Origin of the sequence: Cerasicoccus frondis, from assembly GCA_031296915.1 — a bacterium.
Taxonomy (GTDB): domain Bacteria; phylum Verrucomicrobiota; class Verrucomicrobiia; order Opitutales; family Cerasicoccaceae; genus Cerasicoccus; species Cerasicoccus frondis.
Map to the genome: position 1 here is coordinate 254755 of JAVDPC010000005.1, position 17095 is coordinate 271849.

Below are 17095 nucleotides of genomic sequence, written 5' to 3' on the forward strand. Positions count from 1 at the left end.
ACCGGTGCAGCGGGACGCTGCTTAGGCGGTTTGTTGGGGGGTGCGAACCATGCCTTCGACGAGGCCATGCTGGATCGCGAAACGCGTCAGGCTGGCGACATCGTGGAGGTCGAGCTTCTTCATCAGATTGGTGCGGTGGTTTTCCGCAGTCTTCACGCTGATGCTGAGCTTTTGCGCGACTTCCTTGGTGCTGTAGCTTTCGGCAATGAGTTGGAGGATTTCGCGTTCACGGGCAGTGAGGACTTCGACGCCCTTTTTCGCATTGGCGCTCGGGTTGAGCACGGCTTCGCGGAGCATTTGGGCGACTTCCGGGCCAAAGTAGCTACCGCCGTTTGCGACGATATCGATGCCCTTGCGAAGCTCAGAAAGGGGAGCAGACTTCTCGACGAAACCATGAGCGCCTGCTTGGAGAAGCTCACGAACGAGGGAAGGATTTTGATAGCCGGAGAAGACCAATACGCGGGAGTTACGCAGTTGCTTGGCGATGCGACGCAGGACTTCCGCGCCATTGAGCCCAGGCAACATAATGTCCAACACGATGAAGTCTGGTTTTTGCTCCAGGCAAATATTGAGCGCTTCCTGGCCTTCGCCAGACTCGGCGATCACTTCAAAGCCGGGGGTTGAGCGGATAATGTCCGCAATCATTTCGCGCACGGCGGTCTGGTCTTCAATAATGGCTACTGTCTTCATGCCGGTCCGTTAAAGGATTATGGTATTTAAGGTTCGTTTTTAAATCTTGAATTGGCGGAAGCTTCCGAATGGCGGATTTAATAAATATAACGTAGATGATAACGAAATGGAAAGGTAAAACATCCAAATATCCATCATAATCAGCCCTAAATCTAGTTTTTTAACGCTTTTTTAGAAAATAAAGAGCCAAACGGCACTATTAAATCCGTAAATTGGCCAACTTAGGCCACCGGACAAAAGTCACAACCAATCAAGCATTGGACCAAATGCCCGCAAGTGGCCCAATGCTAGGATTGATTCTGAAACAGGCAAACTTAGGCGAGCTAAGCGACCACCCACTGTTTGGCGATCGTTGCGAAATCCGCGTGCGCGAAATCCTCCGGCGTCGCCACCGGCTGAATTGACACATCGGCCTCAAAGGCAAGAAACCACGGTTCACACAACCAGGGAATCTTCGATGCGTCCGGCAAATCCACAATCAGGATAATGCTGCGTTTACCGTCGAGCGACATGAAATACGTTGCCTCAGGCTTAACGGCCTCGATTGCAGCGTTGAATTTTGACATGACCGATCCATCTTTTGCGGCCACGTTGAACATATGGTGAGGCAGACTCACCGTCATCATCATTTTCATAAGAACACAGTTTAGGAGATTAGCGTGTTTGCATTTTTAAATGCAGAGTCTGGGTTAGCGGTCCAGCACGCCCAGGTCCAACCTAAAAGCACGCGCTTCGAGCGTCAGGCGCATCTTTTATTGCCACCAGCAAACGCGTGACTAATGTTGCGCGCCGATGATTCCCCAGCGCGATCAGCCGTGGTTTGAGTTTCAATTGGTGCAGCCCGATGGCAGCGAGTTCACCGAGTCTTTGCCTGCGGAAACTATTCGGGAGGCCAACGAGAAAATGCGCCGCATCTACCCCAACGCGCGCCTGACCCTTCTAAGACAGTTTAAAAAAGATCATCTATTCGAGCCAGGCAGCCCGTCCTACTCCAAGCCAAAGCCTAACCCGCAACCAACTCCGCAGACCAGGACGAGTCAGCACGCCCCCCCGCCCCCCAAGGCTAAGACGGCAACTGCGACTCAAGATTTCCACGCTGTCTTCAAACTTCCGGTCGACGCTGATTTCAAAGCGGTGAAAAAAGCTTACCTTGACGCGCTCAAACGCTACCACCCGGATCGCGTCGCCGACCTCGGCGAAGAGCTCGTTGAGCTGGCCGAACAAAAGACCCGCGAATACAACGAGGCCTTCAAAGCCGCCAAGGCGCACTTTAAGAAGTAGTTAGCCTCATTGCCTCTCCGCTAATTTTGCGCCGGAAAATTCTCTAGATGCAACGGCACGTTTCCATAAATAATTGGATGCAACGGCACGTTGCCGGCACGTTGCCCTTGACCTGACGCGCGCGCACGCGAAGATGCACGCCATGAAGTTGGTTTGCCTGGACTTGGAAGGGGTGCTGATACCCGAAATTTGGAAGGCCGTTGCCGAGCGCACAAAGGTCGACGCCTTGCTGCGCACCACCCGCGACGAGCCCGACTACGACGTGCTGATGAACTACCGGCTCGACATCTTGGCCAAGCACGACATCCGCCTGCCACTCATCCAGGAAGTCATTGGCGGGCTCACCCCCCTCCCCGGCGCCCAGGAATTCATGCAATGGCTCATGGCAGAGACCCGCGTGATCATCCTCAGCGACACGTTCGCCCAGTTCGCCGCCCCCCTCATGGCGCAACTCGGCAACCCGACCCTCTTCTGCCATGAGCTCGTCATCGACCCCGAAGGCCGCGTAACCGGCTACCAACTGCGCCAAGACGACCAAAAGCGCAAAGCCGTCCACGCCCTACAAGGCCTCAATTTCGAGATCATCGCCGCCGGCGATTCCTACAACGACCTCACCATGCTCCGCTCAGCGAACCAAGGCATCCTCTACTGCCCGAGCGAGCAATTCGCCGCCGAAAACAGCGACCTCCCCGTCTGCACCAACCACGACCAGCTCAAGGCGCTCTTGCAGAAGCTGCTGGCGGAGTAAGCGGCAAAGAAAGATTCGACAGCGCGGTTGAAACGAATAGCCTAGAACCATGAGCATCACGCAAATCATTGACGAGGTAGACCGCCTCGAGCCCGCTGACCGCAAGCGCCTGATGGCGCATTTGGTCCTGCGCCGCTTGCGTGAGAACGAAGCCTACCGTGCGGAAATAACCCGGCGCATTGACGACAAGAGGCCCGGTGCCTGGGTTTCCATGGAGGAGTTCGAAGCTCGCCTCAAAGATAATTAGCGCGTGGATTACGACGTTTTCATCAACGAACGTTGTACGGACTTTCTCCTGGCACGAGTGAAGCAGGACGGCACCCGATTGCTCTACGAGACGCGCGCATTGGGCAAAAACCCCTTTCGCGATCCGGATTTTTCCGAAGGCGACAGCGATGGCTCCATCTGCGGCTTGATCATCGATGAATACGTTTTGCTCTACCGCGTCGATCACCCACTCAAACGAATTCTCGTTGTCGACATTACTTACGCCGATCAAATATAAGTTGCCTTCGACGCCCCCTGCCCAACTCTTCTCAATCAACCATGCCCAAGACGACTAAAGACCAAGGCCGTTACGCCGCGCGCGGCGTTTCCAGCAGCAAGAAAGAAGTTCACGCCACCGTGGACAACCTCGATCGCGGGCTCTTCCCGGGCGCGTTCTGCAAGATCACCGAGGACTACCTGACCAGCAACAAGAAGAAGTGCAACGTCATCCACAGCGATGGCAGCGGCACGAAGTCCAACGTCGCCTACCTGCACTTTCAGGAGACTGGCGACGCGTCCGTTTTCCGCGGCATCGCACAGGACAGCATCGTCATGAACGTGGACGACCTGCTCTGCGTCGGCGTGACTGACGGCGTGCTGCTCTCCAGCACCGTCAACCGCAATGCCCGCCGCTTCCCCGGCGCCGCGCTCGCGGAGCTCATTCAGGGCACGGAAGATTTTCTCGGCACGCTACGCGAGTTTGGCTTTGGCATCCAAAGCGGCGGCGGTGAGACGGCCGACGTCGGCGACCTCGTTGGCACGGTGACCGTCGACTCCTGTGCGACCGCCGTCATGGACCGCGACAAGGTCATCTCCGGCGACAAGATCAAGCCCGGCCTGGCGATCATTGGCATCAGCTCCGCCGGCCAGTGCAATTACGAGTCCGCGCCCAACAGCGGCATCGGCAGCAACGGACTGACCAGCGCCCGCCACGACCTGCTCTGCCCCTACTACCGCGAAAAATATCCCGAAACTTACGACGCCACGACCGACAAAGAGCTCGTTTACTGCGGCCCTTACAAGCTCGAGGACGAGCTGCCCAACGCAAACGGCATGACCGTGGGCGAGGCCCTGCTCTCCCCCACCCGCACCTACGCGCCCGTCGTCGCCAAGCTGCTCAAGGAATTTCCAGAAGACATCCGCGGCCTCGTCCACTGCTCCGGTGGCGGTCAGACCAAGTGCCTGCGCTTCGGTAAGAAGGTCCACTTCGTGAAGGACAGCCTCATGCCGCTGCCGCCGATTTTCACGGCGATTCAAAAGGCCAGCAAGTCCACGTGGAAGGAAATGTATCAGGTTTACAACATGGGCCACCGCCTCGAAGTCTTCGTCCCGAAGAGCAAGGTCAAGAAGGTCCTCGCCGCAATCGAAAGCTTCGGCCTCGACGCCCAGCAGATCGGCCACACGGAAAAATCCGAAAAGCCCGACGGCCAAAATCACCTGACTCTTTTCCACGGCAAGCGCGCCCTCAAATACGCCCTCTAGGCAGCGTCCCGCTGCACCGTCGGATGCGTTGCATCCGGATTGTCGCATTGCGACAATGGCTTATCCAACTGAAAGAGGTAGGGAGGGCGACGCTTACAAGCGGGCCGCTGCGCTGACGTGGTCTTATCGTCTTTTCAGATGAAGCGCGTTGAACATTTCACACGCTCCGTTGTCTGTTAAAAGGAGATGTCTGCACCCAAACGAACCAATGTGCTCGGCACGGAGCTGCAATGCTGCTGCCAGGACCCCATGACCGGTTTTTACCGCGATGGCTATTGCCGCACCGGTCCTGGTGACGAAGGCCTGCACACCGTTTGCGCCGAGATGACCGCCGAGTTCCTGGAGTTTTCCAAGCGCACCGGCAATGACCTGTCCACGCCGCACCCGGATTTTGGCTTCGATGGCCTCTTGCCCGGCGACCGATGGTGCCTGTGTGTGAGTCGTTGGGCCGAGGCGCTTAATGCCGGAGTGGCGCCACCCGTGATTCTGGAAGCCTGCCACAACACGGCCCTGGAATTCGTCGACCTCGATCAGCTCAAGGCGCACGAACTCAAGCGAGAGCACTAAAACGGCTACTTCACCCGGCGACCAGAAATCGTCTTCAGCCCGATGACCATCGTCAAGGAATCCACCGTTCCTCGAGCGTCGTTGAACTTGATGCGCACATCGCCAGTGGCGTAAGCAAACTCGTTTTTGCCTACCGGATAAACGCGGTAACTCGGCTGTCCGGGGATCTGCGCATAGAGCTTGCCGCCGTCATTCGTAATGTGGATCTCCGCATCCGGACCGACCTTGTAGGTGCCGAGGTATTTCTTCAGTTGTTTGATGGGGAGGATGCCACTCGGCGGGGGGGCAGGTAGCGGAAATTGCTCCGGGTCCAAAATATAAAATCCAACATCGTCCAACGACTGCGCCGTATTCGTGAGGATCACGCAACCGGTTCTCGTGATCGGGTTAAAGCCAATGAAGCAAGCGTAGCCGCCGGTCTTGCCGCTCTGCCAATAAACCGACTGCATGCCCTTCTGCGTCATGTGCCAGCCGTAGCAAACGCTGGTGTTCGGCATCGACGTGCGAATGTAGACATTCTGCGTCATGCGCAGCGCGCGGGCGTCATCCTGATCCACCTTAACCATGCCCAGGTTGGCCGCCACAAAGCGCAATAAATCCCGCGCCGACGAGTAGAGCCCACCGCCCCCCACCAGCGAATCCCAATGCCAGTTGGGAACGACTTGCAAACCGTTGTGCCCGGGGATCATTTTCTCCGGATCAATGGTCGCGGAGGTATCTTTGAGCGCCAGAGGCCGCGAGACATAAGTTTCGATTACTTCGCTGAACGGCTTGTTCGTGCGCAGCGACAAGACGTCCCCCAGCAAACCGTAGCCGAGCATGGAGTTCTGGTATTCCTGACCAGGTGGAATCGTCATCCCCAGCACGGTGATGCCGATATAGAGGTCGAGCTGAGAGTAGTCGGCAAAGGGATCATTGACGTCCTTCGGCTGAAGGTTGGGCGGATTGTGCGGCAGCCCGCTGGTGTGCGTCCCCAAATGCATCAGCAGCAACGGCATATTCATGAAGCGCGGCACACTGACCTCCTTGGGCACAAAGGCATTCACGGGCTGCGACCATAACAGCTGGCGGTCAACGACGAGCGCCGATGTCGCCGTTGCGGTGAAAGCCTGACTCACCGCGCCGATTTCAAAGACATCCTCCGGCTTCGGGGGGCGGGGGTCATTAGCGGACACCTGACCCGCCGTCAGGTATTTCTCACCCGAAATATCGATGACGCCCACGATGATCGACTGGTTCAAATCCCGGTCCACCCGCGCATCGAGGTATTCCTGCACACGGTCGGCGTCGTACTTCTGAGCCTGCAATGAAGCCGCCGCGAGGGTGATCAGCACGGAAAAAATCAACAACGGGGAAATAGTCTTTTCTGAAAGCACGGATCGGTTGTAGCGTGGCCCGTGATGGAAATCAAACTCAAGTCGCCGCTCGATATGCACCTGCACCTCCGCGAAGGGGAGATGCTCAAGACCGTCGCCCCGCTGACCTCACAGCATTTCTCGGGCGCCATCATCATGCCCAACCTGGTGCCGCCGGTGGACAACCTCGACCGCCTGCTCGCCTACCGCGACGAGATTTTGGCCGCGACTCAAGGCGACGCCTTCGAGCCCTTCATGACGCTGTTTTTCCGCTCCTACACACGCGCAGAGCTCGAGGCGGCCATGCCGCACATCACCGCGATCAAGCTCTACCCGGCGGGCATTACAACCAATTCCGAAGGCGGCGTGAAGGAGCTGGCCGACGCCGAGGCGACCATGGCGCTGATGGAGGAGCTCGGCATTCCGCTGCTCGTCCACGGCGAAACCAACGGCTTCGTCATGGACCGCGAGCGCGAGTTTTTAACAGTTTACGAACAGATCGCGACGAAGTTTCCCAAGCTGAAAATCGTCATGGAGCACATCACCACCGCCCACGCCGTGGCCCTGCTCGACAAATTTGAGAACCTCCACGCGACCGTCACCGCGCACCACCTGATCATCACGCTCGACGACGTGGCCGGCGGCATGCTCAACCCGCACCTGTTCTGCAAGCCGATCGCGAAACGGCCCGAAGACCGCGATGCGCTGCTCAACGCCGCGCTCAACGCGCACCCGAAGCTCAGCCTCGGCACCGACAGTGCCCCCCACCCTCAGCACAAAAAGGAATGCTGCGGCTGCGCGGCCGGCGTCTTCACGGCGCCGATCACCCTCCCGCTCATGACGGAACTCTTTGCCAAGCACGACGCGCTGGACAAGCTCCAGGCCTTCGTCTCCGACAACGCGCACCGTATCTACCGCGTCTCCCCGCCGGAAAAGATCATCACCCTGCGCGACGACCCCATGACCATCCCCGAAAAATACGCCGACGTCGTCCCCATGTGGGCCGGCCAACAGCTCGGCTGGAGCGTAGTTTAGCGAATACCGTAGAACCACAGTGAAAAGGTGATATAATGCCTTTAAACTAATCCCACTTATGTCTTTCACCAAACTCAGCAAACTACTTAAACTCCTTGAGACTCCACTGCCAGGACACAAAGTTACATATATATGCGAATACGCTAATGACCAGTGTATGGTATTTGAGCCAACTAACGGTAAAAATCGCGTAATGATTCCCACCGACATAGCGCTTGAATGGATTCATGCACTTGAACTTGAAATTATACACATGGAGATGTCAGCACGTGAAATGCGAGAGACGATAGTAGATCGATCAACCTGGTCTTCATACAACCATGGTTTTGAAACTCACCTTCATGCGATCGTAAAGGCTTGGGAAAATAAAACTGAAACTTAACTGGTAGAAATCTCTAGTTGCCACCCGAAAGCGCCAGCCTGCCGGTGGGGGAATCATCATTGGCCTGCTGAGCGGCGAGGCCATTGGGAGCATGCAGGCGCAAACGCTTGAGTTGCTCCATGGCATTCGCGAATTACTAATCAACGGCGGCTGGGCATCTACTTGCTGGTGAACGACCCCGTGGAAATTCAAAAGCAGCTTTACTCGCTGACCAAGCGCATTGCGCGCCTATAGCTCGATTAGCGCTTCGTGCTTTTTCATCAGGCGCCGAAGCTGATGATACCCAATGCCCAGCAACTCCGCCGCCCTACCCTGATGCCCCTGCGTCCGTCGCAATGCCTCAGCCACATGCCGCGCTTCCATTGCTGAGACGGCATCGGTGAGCGGTTGATCGAAAGAAATTGCTTCCGCCGCAGCCTCGCTTGGCTCCGCAGCAACCGGCCGGGCATTACTGAAAATCGGCGTCCCTTCCGTGCTCGCCAAGAGGCTCGCCCAAGGCGTGTCGAAGGGATCAAAGTCCACTGCCTCGACTTCGTCTTGGTCCGAATCGAGCCGATAAACCGCACGCTCCACGACGTTCTTCAGCTCGCGAATATTGCCCGGCCAGTCGTGGTTTTCGAGCGCCCGGCGCGCCGCGCTGGAGAAGTCCGGCGGGTAGCGGTCTAGCTCTGAGGCCATGCGCGCCGCAAAGTGCCGCGTCAACAAACTGACATCCCCGCGCCGCACGCGCAGGGGGGGGAGCGCCAGCACTTCAAAAGCCAGGCGGTCTAGCAAATCTGGCAGGAATTTTCCGGCTTTGGCCATCGCGGGGAGATCGGCGTTTGTCGCGGCGACAAGGCGCACATCCACGCTCACTGGTTCACTGCCGCCGACGCGCTCAAACACGCCGTACTCGACCACACGCAGGATCTTACGCTGCACCTCAAGCGGCGCCTGGCCGAGTTCATCCAGGAAAAACGTGCCGCCATCGGCCGCCTCAAAGCGCCCTTCCCGTCGCCGAGCGGCGCCAGTAAACGCGCCCTGCTCGTGCCCGAAAAGCTCGCTCTCCAGCACGCCCGGGCTCAGCGCTGCACAGTTGAGCGAAACGAGCGGCCCATCCCAACGCTTCGACAAATAATGCAAGCGTCGCGCAGCCAGCTCCTTCCCCGTTCCCCGCTCACCAACCAACAGAACCGGGCGCTCAACCGGCGCAGCACGGCTTAACTGCGCCTGAAATTCCAAAAAGGCGTCCGACTCCCCCAGCGGTTCATCCAGCTCATACATTAACGCTAATCATTTAGCACATTTCGCCATTTTTCAAATAAATTCGCTAATACACAACTCCTTCAAGAAACCCGCAATAACTGCATTATTTTGTTATCAATCATCCACTTACAAAATCAAAATTCCAGTTGGCACGCTACGTTCTATATTACTGGCACAGAAACAAAAAATTCCACACATCAACACTTCACAACTTCAACACCAATAAAAACCATGGGTATATTCTCCCGATTCCGCGACATCGTCAGTTCGAACCTCAACGCCATGCTCGACAAGGCTGAGGATCCCGAAAAGCTGCTCAAGCAGGTCATCCGTGAAATGGAAGACACACTGGTCGAACTCAAAGCATCTTGCGCCGGCTGCATGGCGGAACGCGCCAAGGTCGACCGCGCTCGCGGCGACGCCGAGCAAAAAGTAGCCGACTGGTCCGCCAAGGCCGAACTCGCCCTTTCCAAGGGCCGCGAAGACCTGGCCCGCGAGGCGCTCCTCGAAAAACGCGCCTATGCCGAACGCGTCGACAAGCTCGTCACCGAAGCCGAATCCCACGCCGAAGTAGTTGGCCAATACCAAAGCGACATTGGCGAGCTCGAAGCCAAGCTGGAGCAGGCCCGCGACAAGCAACGCGTCCTCGTGCAACGCCACGAACACGCCACCAACAAGAAGCGCGCGCAGACCGACATTCGCAAGTTTAACGTCAAGAACACGACCGCGAAGTTCGAGCAATTCGAGACCCGCATCGACCGCCTGGAAGCCGAGGCCGACCTCGTCAACCCGAAGTCCAAGCCCTCCCTGGAAGACGAGTTCACCCGACTCGCGCAAGACGACGAGATCGAAGCTGAGCTGGCGGGCCTGAAGGAAAAAATCGGCGCCAAGAAGTAATCGCCTCGCAATTGTATCATCCTCCAACAAACTGAAATACATGCTTTCATCCGCAGCCATCACGACATTCATCGTCATCGGAATCCCGGTTATCTGCGGCACGATCATCGCAATCGTCGCAATACTCCAGGGAAAGTCAGGCGACGAGGAATTCTCCACCGACGAAACCAAGCTGTTGCAAGAAATCCACCAAGGCCTGAGCAAGCTGGAACAGCGAATTGACGCCCTGGAGACGATCGTCATCAGCAAAGAACGAAACCACAAACATTCTGAATTATGAACGAAACGCCACCCAAACTGCCACTCTATCGTTCCCGCCATGGTTGGGTGCTCGGCGTCTGCCAAGGCATTGCTGACTGGCGCGGCTTACCCGTCACCTGGCTGCGCCTGGGAATTCTCGCCGCGATAGTACTAACGGGCGTCTGGCTGCCATTGGCTGTTTACGTTATTGTCGGCCTCATCATGAAGCCTGCTCCCATCGCACCGATTCAATCTGAGGAGGAGCTTGAATTTTATTCCACCGTCTCTACCTCCCGCCAGCAGGCGCTGCGCCGACTCCAACGCACCTTTGAGGAGCTGGATCGCCGCACCCGCCGACTGGAACATTCCGTAACCAGCGCCGAGTTCGATTGGGAACGGCGCTTGAACACCGGAAAATAGCACACAAAACAGGTTCGCGTGAAGTGATATTGTAATCCAACGGTTAATCCCGCTTCAAATATCCCCAACGCGAGCACTTTTCCGGGGTCATGAGCCCCTTAGCCATCACAGTCCGGAGCCTCACTGGCTCCGGGCTGTCCGCTTTTATTGGACCATATAAGTAGCCAACTCGCGCTCAATATTCTGCCGCGCTTGTCGCTCGACACCATCGAAGGCGCCGCTTTGGTAGATACGGCTCCGCTTCAAGAAACCACGAAGCACCCCCGAGCGTCCTTCACGATAAGCATCGGGCTCCACCCAATTGTATTCCTGCCGGATCTTGGCCACATAGGCATTATAGGCGTCGACTGAAGAACCCAGAATCGCCAAATCAATGTCGACCATCAAGGCGGCATCGCCGGATAGGGCCTCGCCCGTGTGTTGCGTGGCGAGGATCAATGACGCAACCTGCGACGCGAGGCATCCAGCGGATTGCCCTAAACATTCACGCGCCAGATCGGCGCTGCGGGCTTCGTTATCTTTAGCGCGCGTGTCGTAGTAGAAATCGTGAAACCAAATCGCCAGTTCGACCACATCCGGGCTTTCCGCCAAGGAGCGATGTTCGTCCAGCAGCCGCAGGCAGTGCTCGATGTGCTCTAAGTTATGATACGCGCGATGCGGCTGACCGTAGGCCGCCGCCACCTCACCCCAACTACAGGGCTGCCCCTGCAATTCGTAGGCATCGCAAAGCGCCCGCCAGCGCTGCTCAAGCTCAGGCAAGTTGGCCACGGATGACCTCCCAGCGGTCGGCCGGGATCGCTCCGCCCATCACCTGGACCACTTCAGCGCCCAGCACCGAGCCATAACGACCGCAGGTCGGCAAGTCCTTGTCGGTCAGCCAGCCATAGAGAAATCCAGCCGCCCAAAGGTCGCCGGCGCCCGTGGTGTCGATGGCGTTGTCCACGATCAACGGCTCAATGCGATGCAGGTGATCGCCCTGCTGAACGAGGGAGCCGTTTTTGCCCAGCTTAACGGCGGCAATGTCGCACAGGGTCGCCAAATGCGCCGCCATGCCCATGTAATCTTCGCCCATGTCGGTGAAGGCGCCCGCCTCGTCTTCATTGGCAAAGACGATGTCCACCGAGTCGCGCAGGATGTCGGCCAAGATATCCTTGGCGGCGCCCACGACCTCGAACGACGCCAGGTCGAGGCTGACCGTGCAGCCAGCCAGCTTTGCGCACTCGAGCACGCGGTAAAGCAAGTCGCGGTTAAAGAGCAGGTAGCCCTCGATGTGCGCATGCTGAACACCGGCAAAGTCCTCCGGCGTTACCTCATCTGGACTAAGCGTCATCGCCGCGCCGAGGTCAGTGCGCATCGTGCGCTGAGAATCAGGCGTGACCAGTGACAAGCAATGCCCATTGGGCACATCGCCGGTTTTAAACCGCTCGATGTCGCCGCCAATCGCCTTAAAGCTGTCACGGTAAAAAGCTGCCGTCGCGTCGTTGCCGAGCTTGCCGAGGAATGTCGTGGGCAGTCCCAGGTTGGCGACGCCAACTGCGGTGTTTCCCGCCGAACCGCCGGGCGCCTGAACCAGCGGCCCTTCCAACTCGCCGATGATTTTGACCAGCGCAGTTGCGTCGGTGAGCTCCATGCCACCTTTCGCTCCAGGCACATGGGCGCCCAAAAAGGCGTCATTCACATTCGCAAGGGTATCGACGACCGGCGAACCAACGCCGATGAGCTTGAAGGGTTTTTCCATGCACAAAGGATTTCACTTCCGCTTACCCAAATGCAAAGAAAAAACCCGGTAAGCTCAAAATCTCTACGCCGACGGCGCCGCCTCACCCGCCAAATATTGCTCCAGCCAGAACAAGGCGTTGATCGCCATGGAGTGGGTAATTTCCTGCCGCAAGAGCATTGCCTTGGTTTCCGCCAAAGTGAACACCTTGACCTGAAGCTCCTCATTGGGGTCGAGGTCCTGCTCGTGGCGCAAATGGCAATTCTCAACCAAGACGAAGTGCGCGCGATTGTCCATCAAGGCGGGATTGGGGTGACACCAGCCGAGGTATTTCGGCGCATCGCCTACGTAGCCCGTTTCTTCGGTCATTTCACGCGGGCCGGCGACCATCGGGTCGTTCTCATGCGGGTCGATCACGCCGCCCGGCATTTCCCAGGAGCCCTGACGAACGCCAAAGCGGAACTGCCGCACCATGACGATTTCCCCAGCGGTCGTCAGCGGCAGGACCATCACCCAGTCCGGACATTTCATGGTGTAGAAGTCGCCCTCACGCCCGTCACCAGGATGACGAAACCGCTCCTTAACGACTTCATAGACCTTGCAGTCGGCATGGTGGGTCGAGCGAATGAGCTCCCAATCCTTTGGCGGCAAATGACTCATGCCCGATGCGTAGCCCAGGCAATGCGCCGACGCAAGCACGCGCCCAGGAAAAGTTTAATAGTTGCTCTGGTTATACTCCTTGAACATGTCCTTGACCACCTTGACAAACCGGTCCGACGACATTGCCTCAAAATTGCGAAGACCATAGGTCCGCGTGTCCTTAACGAAAGCCATGCAGGGCTTGCCATTGTTCCCGTAGCGGTAGAGCAAGCCCTCCAAATCCACGTTCTTATCGCGGATCACCACGATGAAGGCCTCGTCTTCAATCAACGCCTGAAAATCAGGATTAGTCAACTGGCGGGCAAGCAGGCGGTTAAATTCATCCGCCCCACCTGCATTGAGGTAAAAGACCAGCATAGGCATCCGGTCATCGATGGTCTTCTCAAACGCCTCATCAAATGACTTCGGCGCGTCCGCGAGCAGTTCTTCCAAGGCCGCCTCCTGCGTGCGCAGATCGAGGTAAGCGTTGTCTTCAGCCGAGAGCTTATTACGCGGCAGCTTAAACTGGCGCTTATCGCTGGTGCGCTCGATGCGCACCTCATTTTCATCGTAGCCCAGCAACAAGCCCTCGAAGCTCCGCCCCTGCGTATCTGTCCAGGTCCGCACTTGCGCCAAAAGGCACAGTGGCATGAGCAGGAGGGCGAGCATGCTGAAGATGGTGGAGTTCATGATGAAGCCTTGGGTGGTTACAAACCGTAAAAACGTTCTACATCCTCTAATTGTTCTCTCACTTGGGCCAGAAAAAACTCCATTTCCGTCTTCCCGCGCATCTTGTCAAAGTCATCGAAATTGAACAGGGCCTTCTCATCGCCACGGTAAATAACAACCATGCAGGCTTGTGGCCACTGGCCGACCCAATCGCCTAACTCCGCCTCAAACTCCGCATCACGCTCGGAGACAACCGCCAAAACCACCCTGCCCGCCAGAAGCTCCCGCAACTCAGGCGTGTTGACCAAGCGGTCGACCCGGGCATCAAACGCAGCCTCGTCCTCCTGATTGCGATAAATAATGTAGACCGGGCGCCGCTTGCGCTGAGACAGCCGGTCAGCGTCGCGGTAAGTCGTTGGGACGTCCTTGAGGAATTCCTCCATCCGCGCCTGAAGCGCCAATTGGTCGAGGTAGGCATTGTCTGCCTCGGAGAGCTTACTGCGTTCGAAACTGAAGGACCGCTTGTCGGAAGTGCGCTCAATCGTCACCATCATGGGCGTAAAATCGAGCATCACGCCCGCGAAACTGCGCCCTTCCTGGTCCGTCCAAGTCCGTGCGTTCGCCCAAACCACCGCAGGCCACAGGCACAGCAATAACAATCTCCAAACTGGCATAAAGGGGTGGCAGCCAGCGCTCTTGGGGGGGGTTAAGAGCGGCTGATCGGCTCTTCGGTCGTCTTCACTTCCTGTTGACCACGGTTTGCGGCAATGGCTTCCATCAATTCGTCACGGCCGGACTTTTCGCCGTCGGACGTATTGGAAGCACAGGAGTGAGCGCCTTGATAGGCTGGCTGATTGGCAAGAATCTCTTCTTCCTCCGCCGTCAAGACTGCCGGGCGGCCAAAGTTTTTCACGGCCTTAAGGAAACGAACCAAGCCCATGGGCGTGAAAGTGTCATCCACTGCGGTTGCTTCATGACCACAGTGAACCATGCAGTTGAGGCAACGTTCGTCGGTGCCCTTGCCCGCACGGCCATACTTTTCCCACTCGGTGGTTTCGATAAGCTCCTTGAAGGTCTTTACGTAACCGTCAGCAAGGAGATAGCAAGGCTTCTGCCAGCCAAAGACGTTGTAAGTCGGGTTGCCCCATGGCGTGCACTCGTAGTTGATGTCGCCGCGGAGGAAGGCCAGGAAGCTTGCCGAGTGATTGAAGCGCCACTCCTTCTTCGAATCGCCGAGGATCTTCTTAAAGAGCGCCTTGGTGATGTTGCGGCCGAGGAAAATGTCCTGCTTCGGCGCCTTTTCGTAGGCGTAGCCGGGGGAAAGCATCATGCCTTCGACGCCGACTTCCATCATCTCGTCGAAGAACTTGCGCACGCGCTCGGGATTGGCGGTGTTGAAAAGCGTGGTGTTAGTCGTCACACGGAAGCCCATATCGACGGCCTTGCGGATGGCCGACAATGCGATATCGTAGGTGCCATCGCGGCAAACCGAGTGGTCATGCTCTTCCTTAAGGCCGTCCATGTGCACCGAGAAGGAAAGCTGCTTGTTGGGCTTGAACTTCTTGAGCGCGCGCTCGAGCAGCAGCGCATTGGTGCAGAAATAAATGTATTTGCCCTGCTTGATCAGCCCCTCGACGATTTCTTGAATCTCCGGGTGGATCAACGGTTCGCCGCCAGCGATGGAGACCATCGGGGCGCCACACTCTTCTGCTGCCGCCAGCGCCTTCTCCGCCGAGACTCGCTTCTTCAGAATGTGGTCCGGAAACTGAATCTTACCGCAGCCCTCGCACGCCAGATTACAGCGGAACAGCGGCTCGAGCATCATCACGAGCGGGTAGTGCTTACGGCCCGCAAGCTTCTGCTTGAGAACATAGGTGGCGACGGTTGCGGCTTGGGAAACTGGAACTGGCATAAGCTTTAAGCGCGGGATGCAATAGACAGATTGATGATCTGTCAAGCTAAGGCCGTGCCAAGGTTAAGTCCTTCCAATGAATGCCGTTCATCACACTCAGGCTGCCAAGCGCGGCCAAAACCACCAACCCACAACCTTCACGATGACGCCCTGCAGGCCCCGGACAGACTAACCCGAGGCCAACGCCAGCAGTGGCCAGTAGGAGGCAGCCCTCAGCATCAACCCAAAGACCAATGGCGAAACGACAAGCAAATACCCTATTTTTAAATAAAAATTTCCGGTAGCCAAGGGGTGGATCGAGTTAGGTAAAACAGAGATCAAACATTAAATTCGCACTCGATTGATCAATTTCAAACTTCACCATAAGACATTCAAAAACAACAGCTTAAGGCCAATAAAAATCCAACAAACAAAACGACATGCCCGCGAAGAAAGCCGCTACAGTCCAAAGTCTGCTCAAGCAAATAACCCTTGCAATTGGGCCCCAAACCCTATTGTTAAAAACCTGTTATCCGTTAGAATTTCCCCCACGTTCCAACTCTGTTTTACCCCTGAATATGACCTACCTACTCAACGCAACGCGCGCCTTCATCGGCGGCCTATTCTTCGCACAAACTGCATTCGCTGGCGATTGGATAAGCATCGATGATTTCGAGGGACACCACCACGATCAGCGAGTTAGCGTGAGTAAGAACTGGGTTAATCTGGCTGGCTTTGAGCCCGGGGACATTGTGATGCTGGAGAATGGCAATCACGTTGCCCAGATCGGCCCCGGTCAAGCAATCGCCACCAACCAACATCTGGAGAACCTGGCGATCCCCGAAGGCGCAACCGGCATTATTTACCTGCGATTTCGCGCCTTGGCGGATTCACGTTACTGGGGGGGCGTGTTTGGAATGACCAGCCGTAACGTCGACGGCGAAGAAGACCTCAACGTCGGCTGGACGCTGGGCGATCCTTCACAAGGCTCCCGCCCCAACTCGACTTTCGCCGTGCTGGGCAGCTCCAAGGACGAAATCCTCGTCAACAATCGCGGACGCATGAACAAGGCTTACGAAGACCTTGCGCCCGAAATCAAGCCCGACATCTGGTACGACCTGTGGGTGACCATCGATAACTCGCGGGACGAAGTGAAACTCTTTATTCAAGGCGGCGATTTCACCAAACGCACCGAGCTGACCCATTTTCGCAACGCCAAGCAAGACGTCTTCAAGTTTCAAACTGCCAGCGCTTCCGACCTGACGCACTTCATCGTCTTCAACCCCACCGAAGGCAGCGACTACAACCCGCGCAGCATCCAGGTCGATGACATCAATTTCATTGTCCAGTCTTCCCCATCTGCAGTAGCAGCTGGCAATTAAACGACTCTCCTCCCTCCCGGCCCCGCTGACGTCTTATTTGCGTGACGCAGCGGGGCTATTTTTTGCCCGCGCCGATGGCGCGGAGATTAAAGTGAGCAAATTAAAAATTAAGGGGCTGACCTAGCTAAGGACTGAAAAAGTTCTTACTATAGCAGCAATGTATGAAAGAAAAAGCAGGCTGAGTCAGC

The 17095-nt window shown here is 56.8% G+C and carries 22 protein-coding genes; 12 read left to right on the plus strand and 10 right to left on the minus strand.

Going from position 1 to position 17095, the window contains the following annotated elements:
• Nucleotides 1-21: 21 nt before the first annotated feature.
• Together RBB63_RS06270 and RBB63_RS06275 are read right to left on the minus strand one after the other, a co-directional pair.
• The gene (locus RBB63_RS06270) at nt 22-690 is read right to left on the minus strand and encodes a response regulator (protein ID WP_269540651.1); all 669 of its coding nucleotides are present in this window, start codon (nt 688-690) and stop codon (nt 22-24) included.
• A gap of 323 nt (nt 691-1013) precedes the next feature.
• A complete protein-coding gene (locus RBB63_RS06275) occupies nt 1014-1325 on the minus strand; it encodes a hypothetical protein (RefSeq protein WP_309382211.1) in 312 nt (103 codons plus the stop codon).
• A 157-nt stretch (nt 1326-1482) separates the two neighbouring features.
• Between RBB63_RS06275 and RBB63_RS06280 the strand changes: the two genes are divergently transcribed.
• The 6 genes from RBB63_RS06280 (at nt 1483) to RBB63_RS06305 (ending at nt 5035) form a co-directional block, all read left to right on the plus strand.
• Nucleotides 1483-1971 (plus strand): J domain-containing protein, encoded by a 489-nt coding sequence (locus RBB63_RS06280; protein ID WP_309382213.1) that lies wholly within the window; start codon nt 1483-1485, stop codon nt 1969-1971.
• Nucleotides 1972-2113: 142 nt separating this feature from the next.
• Nucleotides 2114-2719 (plus strand): bifunctional phosphoserine phosphatase/homoserine phosphotransferase ThrH, encoded by a 606-nt coding sequence (thrH, locus tag RBB63_RS06285; RefSeq protein ID WP_309382215.1) that lies wholly within the window; start codon nt 2114-2116, stop codon nt 2717-2719.
• Nucleotides 2720-2768: 49 nt separating this feature from the next.
• A complete protein-coding gene (locus RBB63_RS06290; RefSeq protein ID WP_309382217.1) occupies nt 2769-2966 on the plus strand; it encodes a hypothetical protein in 198 nt (65 codons plus the stop codon).
• A 3-nt stretch (nt 2967-2969) separates the two neighbouring features.
• Nucleotides 2970-3224, plus strand: a complete 255-nt coding sequence (locus RBB63_RS06295; RefSeq protein WP_309382219.1) for a hypothetical protein — start codon at nt 2970-2972, stop codon at nt 3222-3224.
• A gap of 41 nt (nt 3225-3265) precedes the next feature.
• Entirely contained in the window at nt 3266-4468 is a 1203-nt protein-coding gene (locus RBB63_RS06300; protein ID WP_309382221.1) for an AIR synthase-related protein, read from the plus strand.
• Between the two features lie 186 nt (nt 4469-4654).
• Complete coding sequence (locus RBB63_RS06305) at nt 4655-5035, plus strand: DUF2237 family protein (RefSeq protein ID WP_309382223.1); 381 nt, start codon at nt 4655-4657, stop codon at nt 5033-5035.
• 5 nt (nt 5036-5040) lie between these two features.
• Here RBB63_RS06305 and RBB63_RS06310 read toward each other — a convergent pair whose 3' ends face one another.
• Nucleotides 5041-6411, minus strand: a complete 1371-nt coding sequence (locus RBB63_RS06310) for a serine hydrolase (protein WP_309382225.1) — start codon at nt 6409-6411, stop codon at nt 5041-5043.
• A gap of 24 nt (nt 6412-6435) precedes the next feature.
• On the opposite strand from RBB63_RS06310, the gene pyrC reads away from it, so the two are divergent.
• Together pyrC and RBB63_RS06320 are read left to right on the plus strand one after the other, a co-directional pair.
• Nucleotides 6436-7425, plus strand: a complete 990-nt coding sequence (gene pyrC / locus RBB63_RS06315) for a dihydroorotase (RefSeq protein ID WP_309382227.1) — start codon at nt 6436-6438, stop codon at nt 7423-7425.
• Between the two features lie 58 nt (nt 7426-7483).
• Entirely contained in the window at nt 7484-7807 is a 324-nt protein-coding gene (locus tag RBB63_RS06320) for a hypothetical protein (protein WP_309382229.1), read from the plus strand.
• Nucleotides 7808-8035: 228 nt separating this feature from the next.
• Here the strand turns inward: RBB63_RS06320 and pspF are convergent, their stop codons facing one another.
• A complete protein-coding gene (pspF, locus tag RBB63_RS06325) occupies nt 8036-9070 on the minus strand; it encodes a phage shock protein operon transcriptional activator (protein ID WP_309382231.1) in 1035 nt (344 codons plus the stop codon).
• 213 nt (nt 9071-9283) lie between these two features.
• Between pspF and pspA the strand changes: the two genes are divergently transcribed.
• The 3 genes from pspA to pspC are packed head-to-tail and all read left to right on the plus strand — an operon-like array spanning nt 9284 to nt 10609.
• Entirely contained in the window at nt 9284-9949 is a 666-nt protein-coding gene (gene pspA / locus RBB63_RS06330; protein ID WP_309382233.1) for a phage shock protein PspA, read from the plus strand.
• Nucleotides 9950-9989: 40 nt separating this feature from the next.
• Complete coding sequence (locus RBB63_RS06335) at nt 9990-10229, plus strand: hypothetical protein (protein ID WP_309382235.1); 240 nt, start codon at nt 9990-9992, stop codon at nt 10227-10229.
• Complete coding sequence (pspC, locus tag RBB63_RS06340) at nt 10226-10609, plus strand: envelope stress response membrane protein PspC (protein WP_309382237.1); 384 nt, start codon at nt 10226-10228, stop codon at nt 10607-10609. The genes RBB63_RS06335 and pspC overlap by 4 nt, the downstream gene beginning before the upstream one ends.
• A 144-nt stretch (nt 10610-10753) precedes the next feature.
• Here the strand turns inward: pspC and RBB63_RS06345 are convergent, their stop codons facing one another.
• From RBB63_RS06345 to hpnH, 6 genes are all read right to left on the minus strand, one after another.
• Nucleotides 10754-11377, minus strand: coding sequence for an HD domain-containing protein (locus tag RBB63_RS06345; RefSeq protein WP_309382240.1), 624 nt, complete (start codon nt 11375-11377; stop codon nt 10754-10756).
• Nucleotides 11361-12347 (minus strand): adenosine kinase, encoded by a 987-nt coding sequence (locus tag RBB63_RS06350; protein ID WP_309382242.1) that lies wholly within the window; start codon nt 12345-12347, stop codon nt 11361-11363. Before RBB63_RS06350 ends, RBB63_RS06345 begins: the two co-directional genes overlap by 17 nt.
• A gap of 63 nt (nt 12348-12410) precedes the next feature.
• Nucleotides 12411-12986, minus strand: a complete 576-nt coding sequence (locus RBB63_RS06355; RefSeq protein ID WP_309382244.1) for an NUDIX hydrolase — start codon at nt 12984-12986, stop codon at nt 12411-12413.
• Nucleotides 12987-13040: 54 nt separating this feature from the next.
• A complete protein-coding gene (locus RBB63_RS06360; protein ID WP_309382246.1) occupies nt 13041-13655 on the minus strand; it encodes a hypothetical protein in 615 nt (204 codons plus the stop codon).
• Nucleotides 13656-13672: 17 nt separating this feature from the next.
• Nucleotides 13673-14308, minus strand: a complete 636-nt coding sequence (locus RBB63_RS06365; RefSeq protein ID WP_309382248.1) for a hypothetical protein — start codon at nt 14306-14308, stop codon at nt 13673-13675.
• 32 nt (nt 14309-14340) lie between these two features.
• Nucleotides 14341-15546, minus strand: a complete 1206-nt coding sequence (gene hpnH, locus RBB63_RS06370; protein WP_309382250.1) for an adenosyl-hopene transferase HpnH — start codon at nt 15544-15546, stop codon at nt 14341-14343.
• Nucleotides 15547-16103: 557 nt separating this feature from the next.
• Here hpnH and RBB63_RS06375 point away from each other — a divergent pair.
• A complete protein-coding gene (locus RBB63_RS06375) occupies nt 16104-16907 on the plus strand; it encodes a hypothetical protein (RefSeq protein ID WP_309382252.1) in 804 nt (267 codons plus the stop codon).
• The last annotated feature ends 188 nt before the right edge of the window (nt 16908-17095 follow it).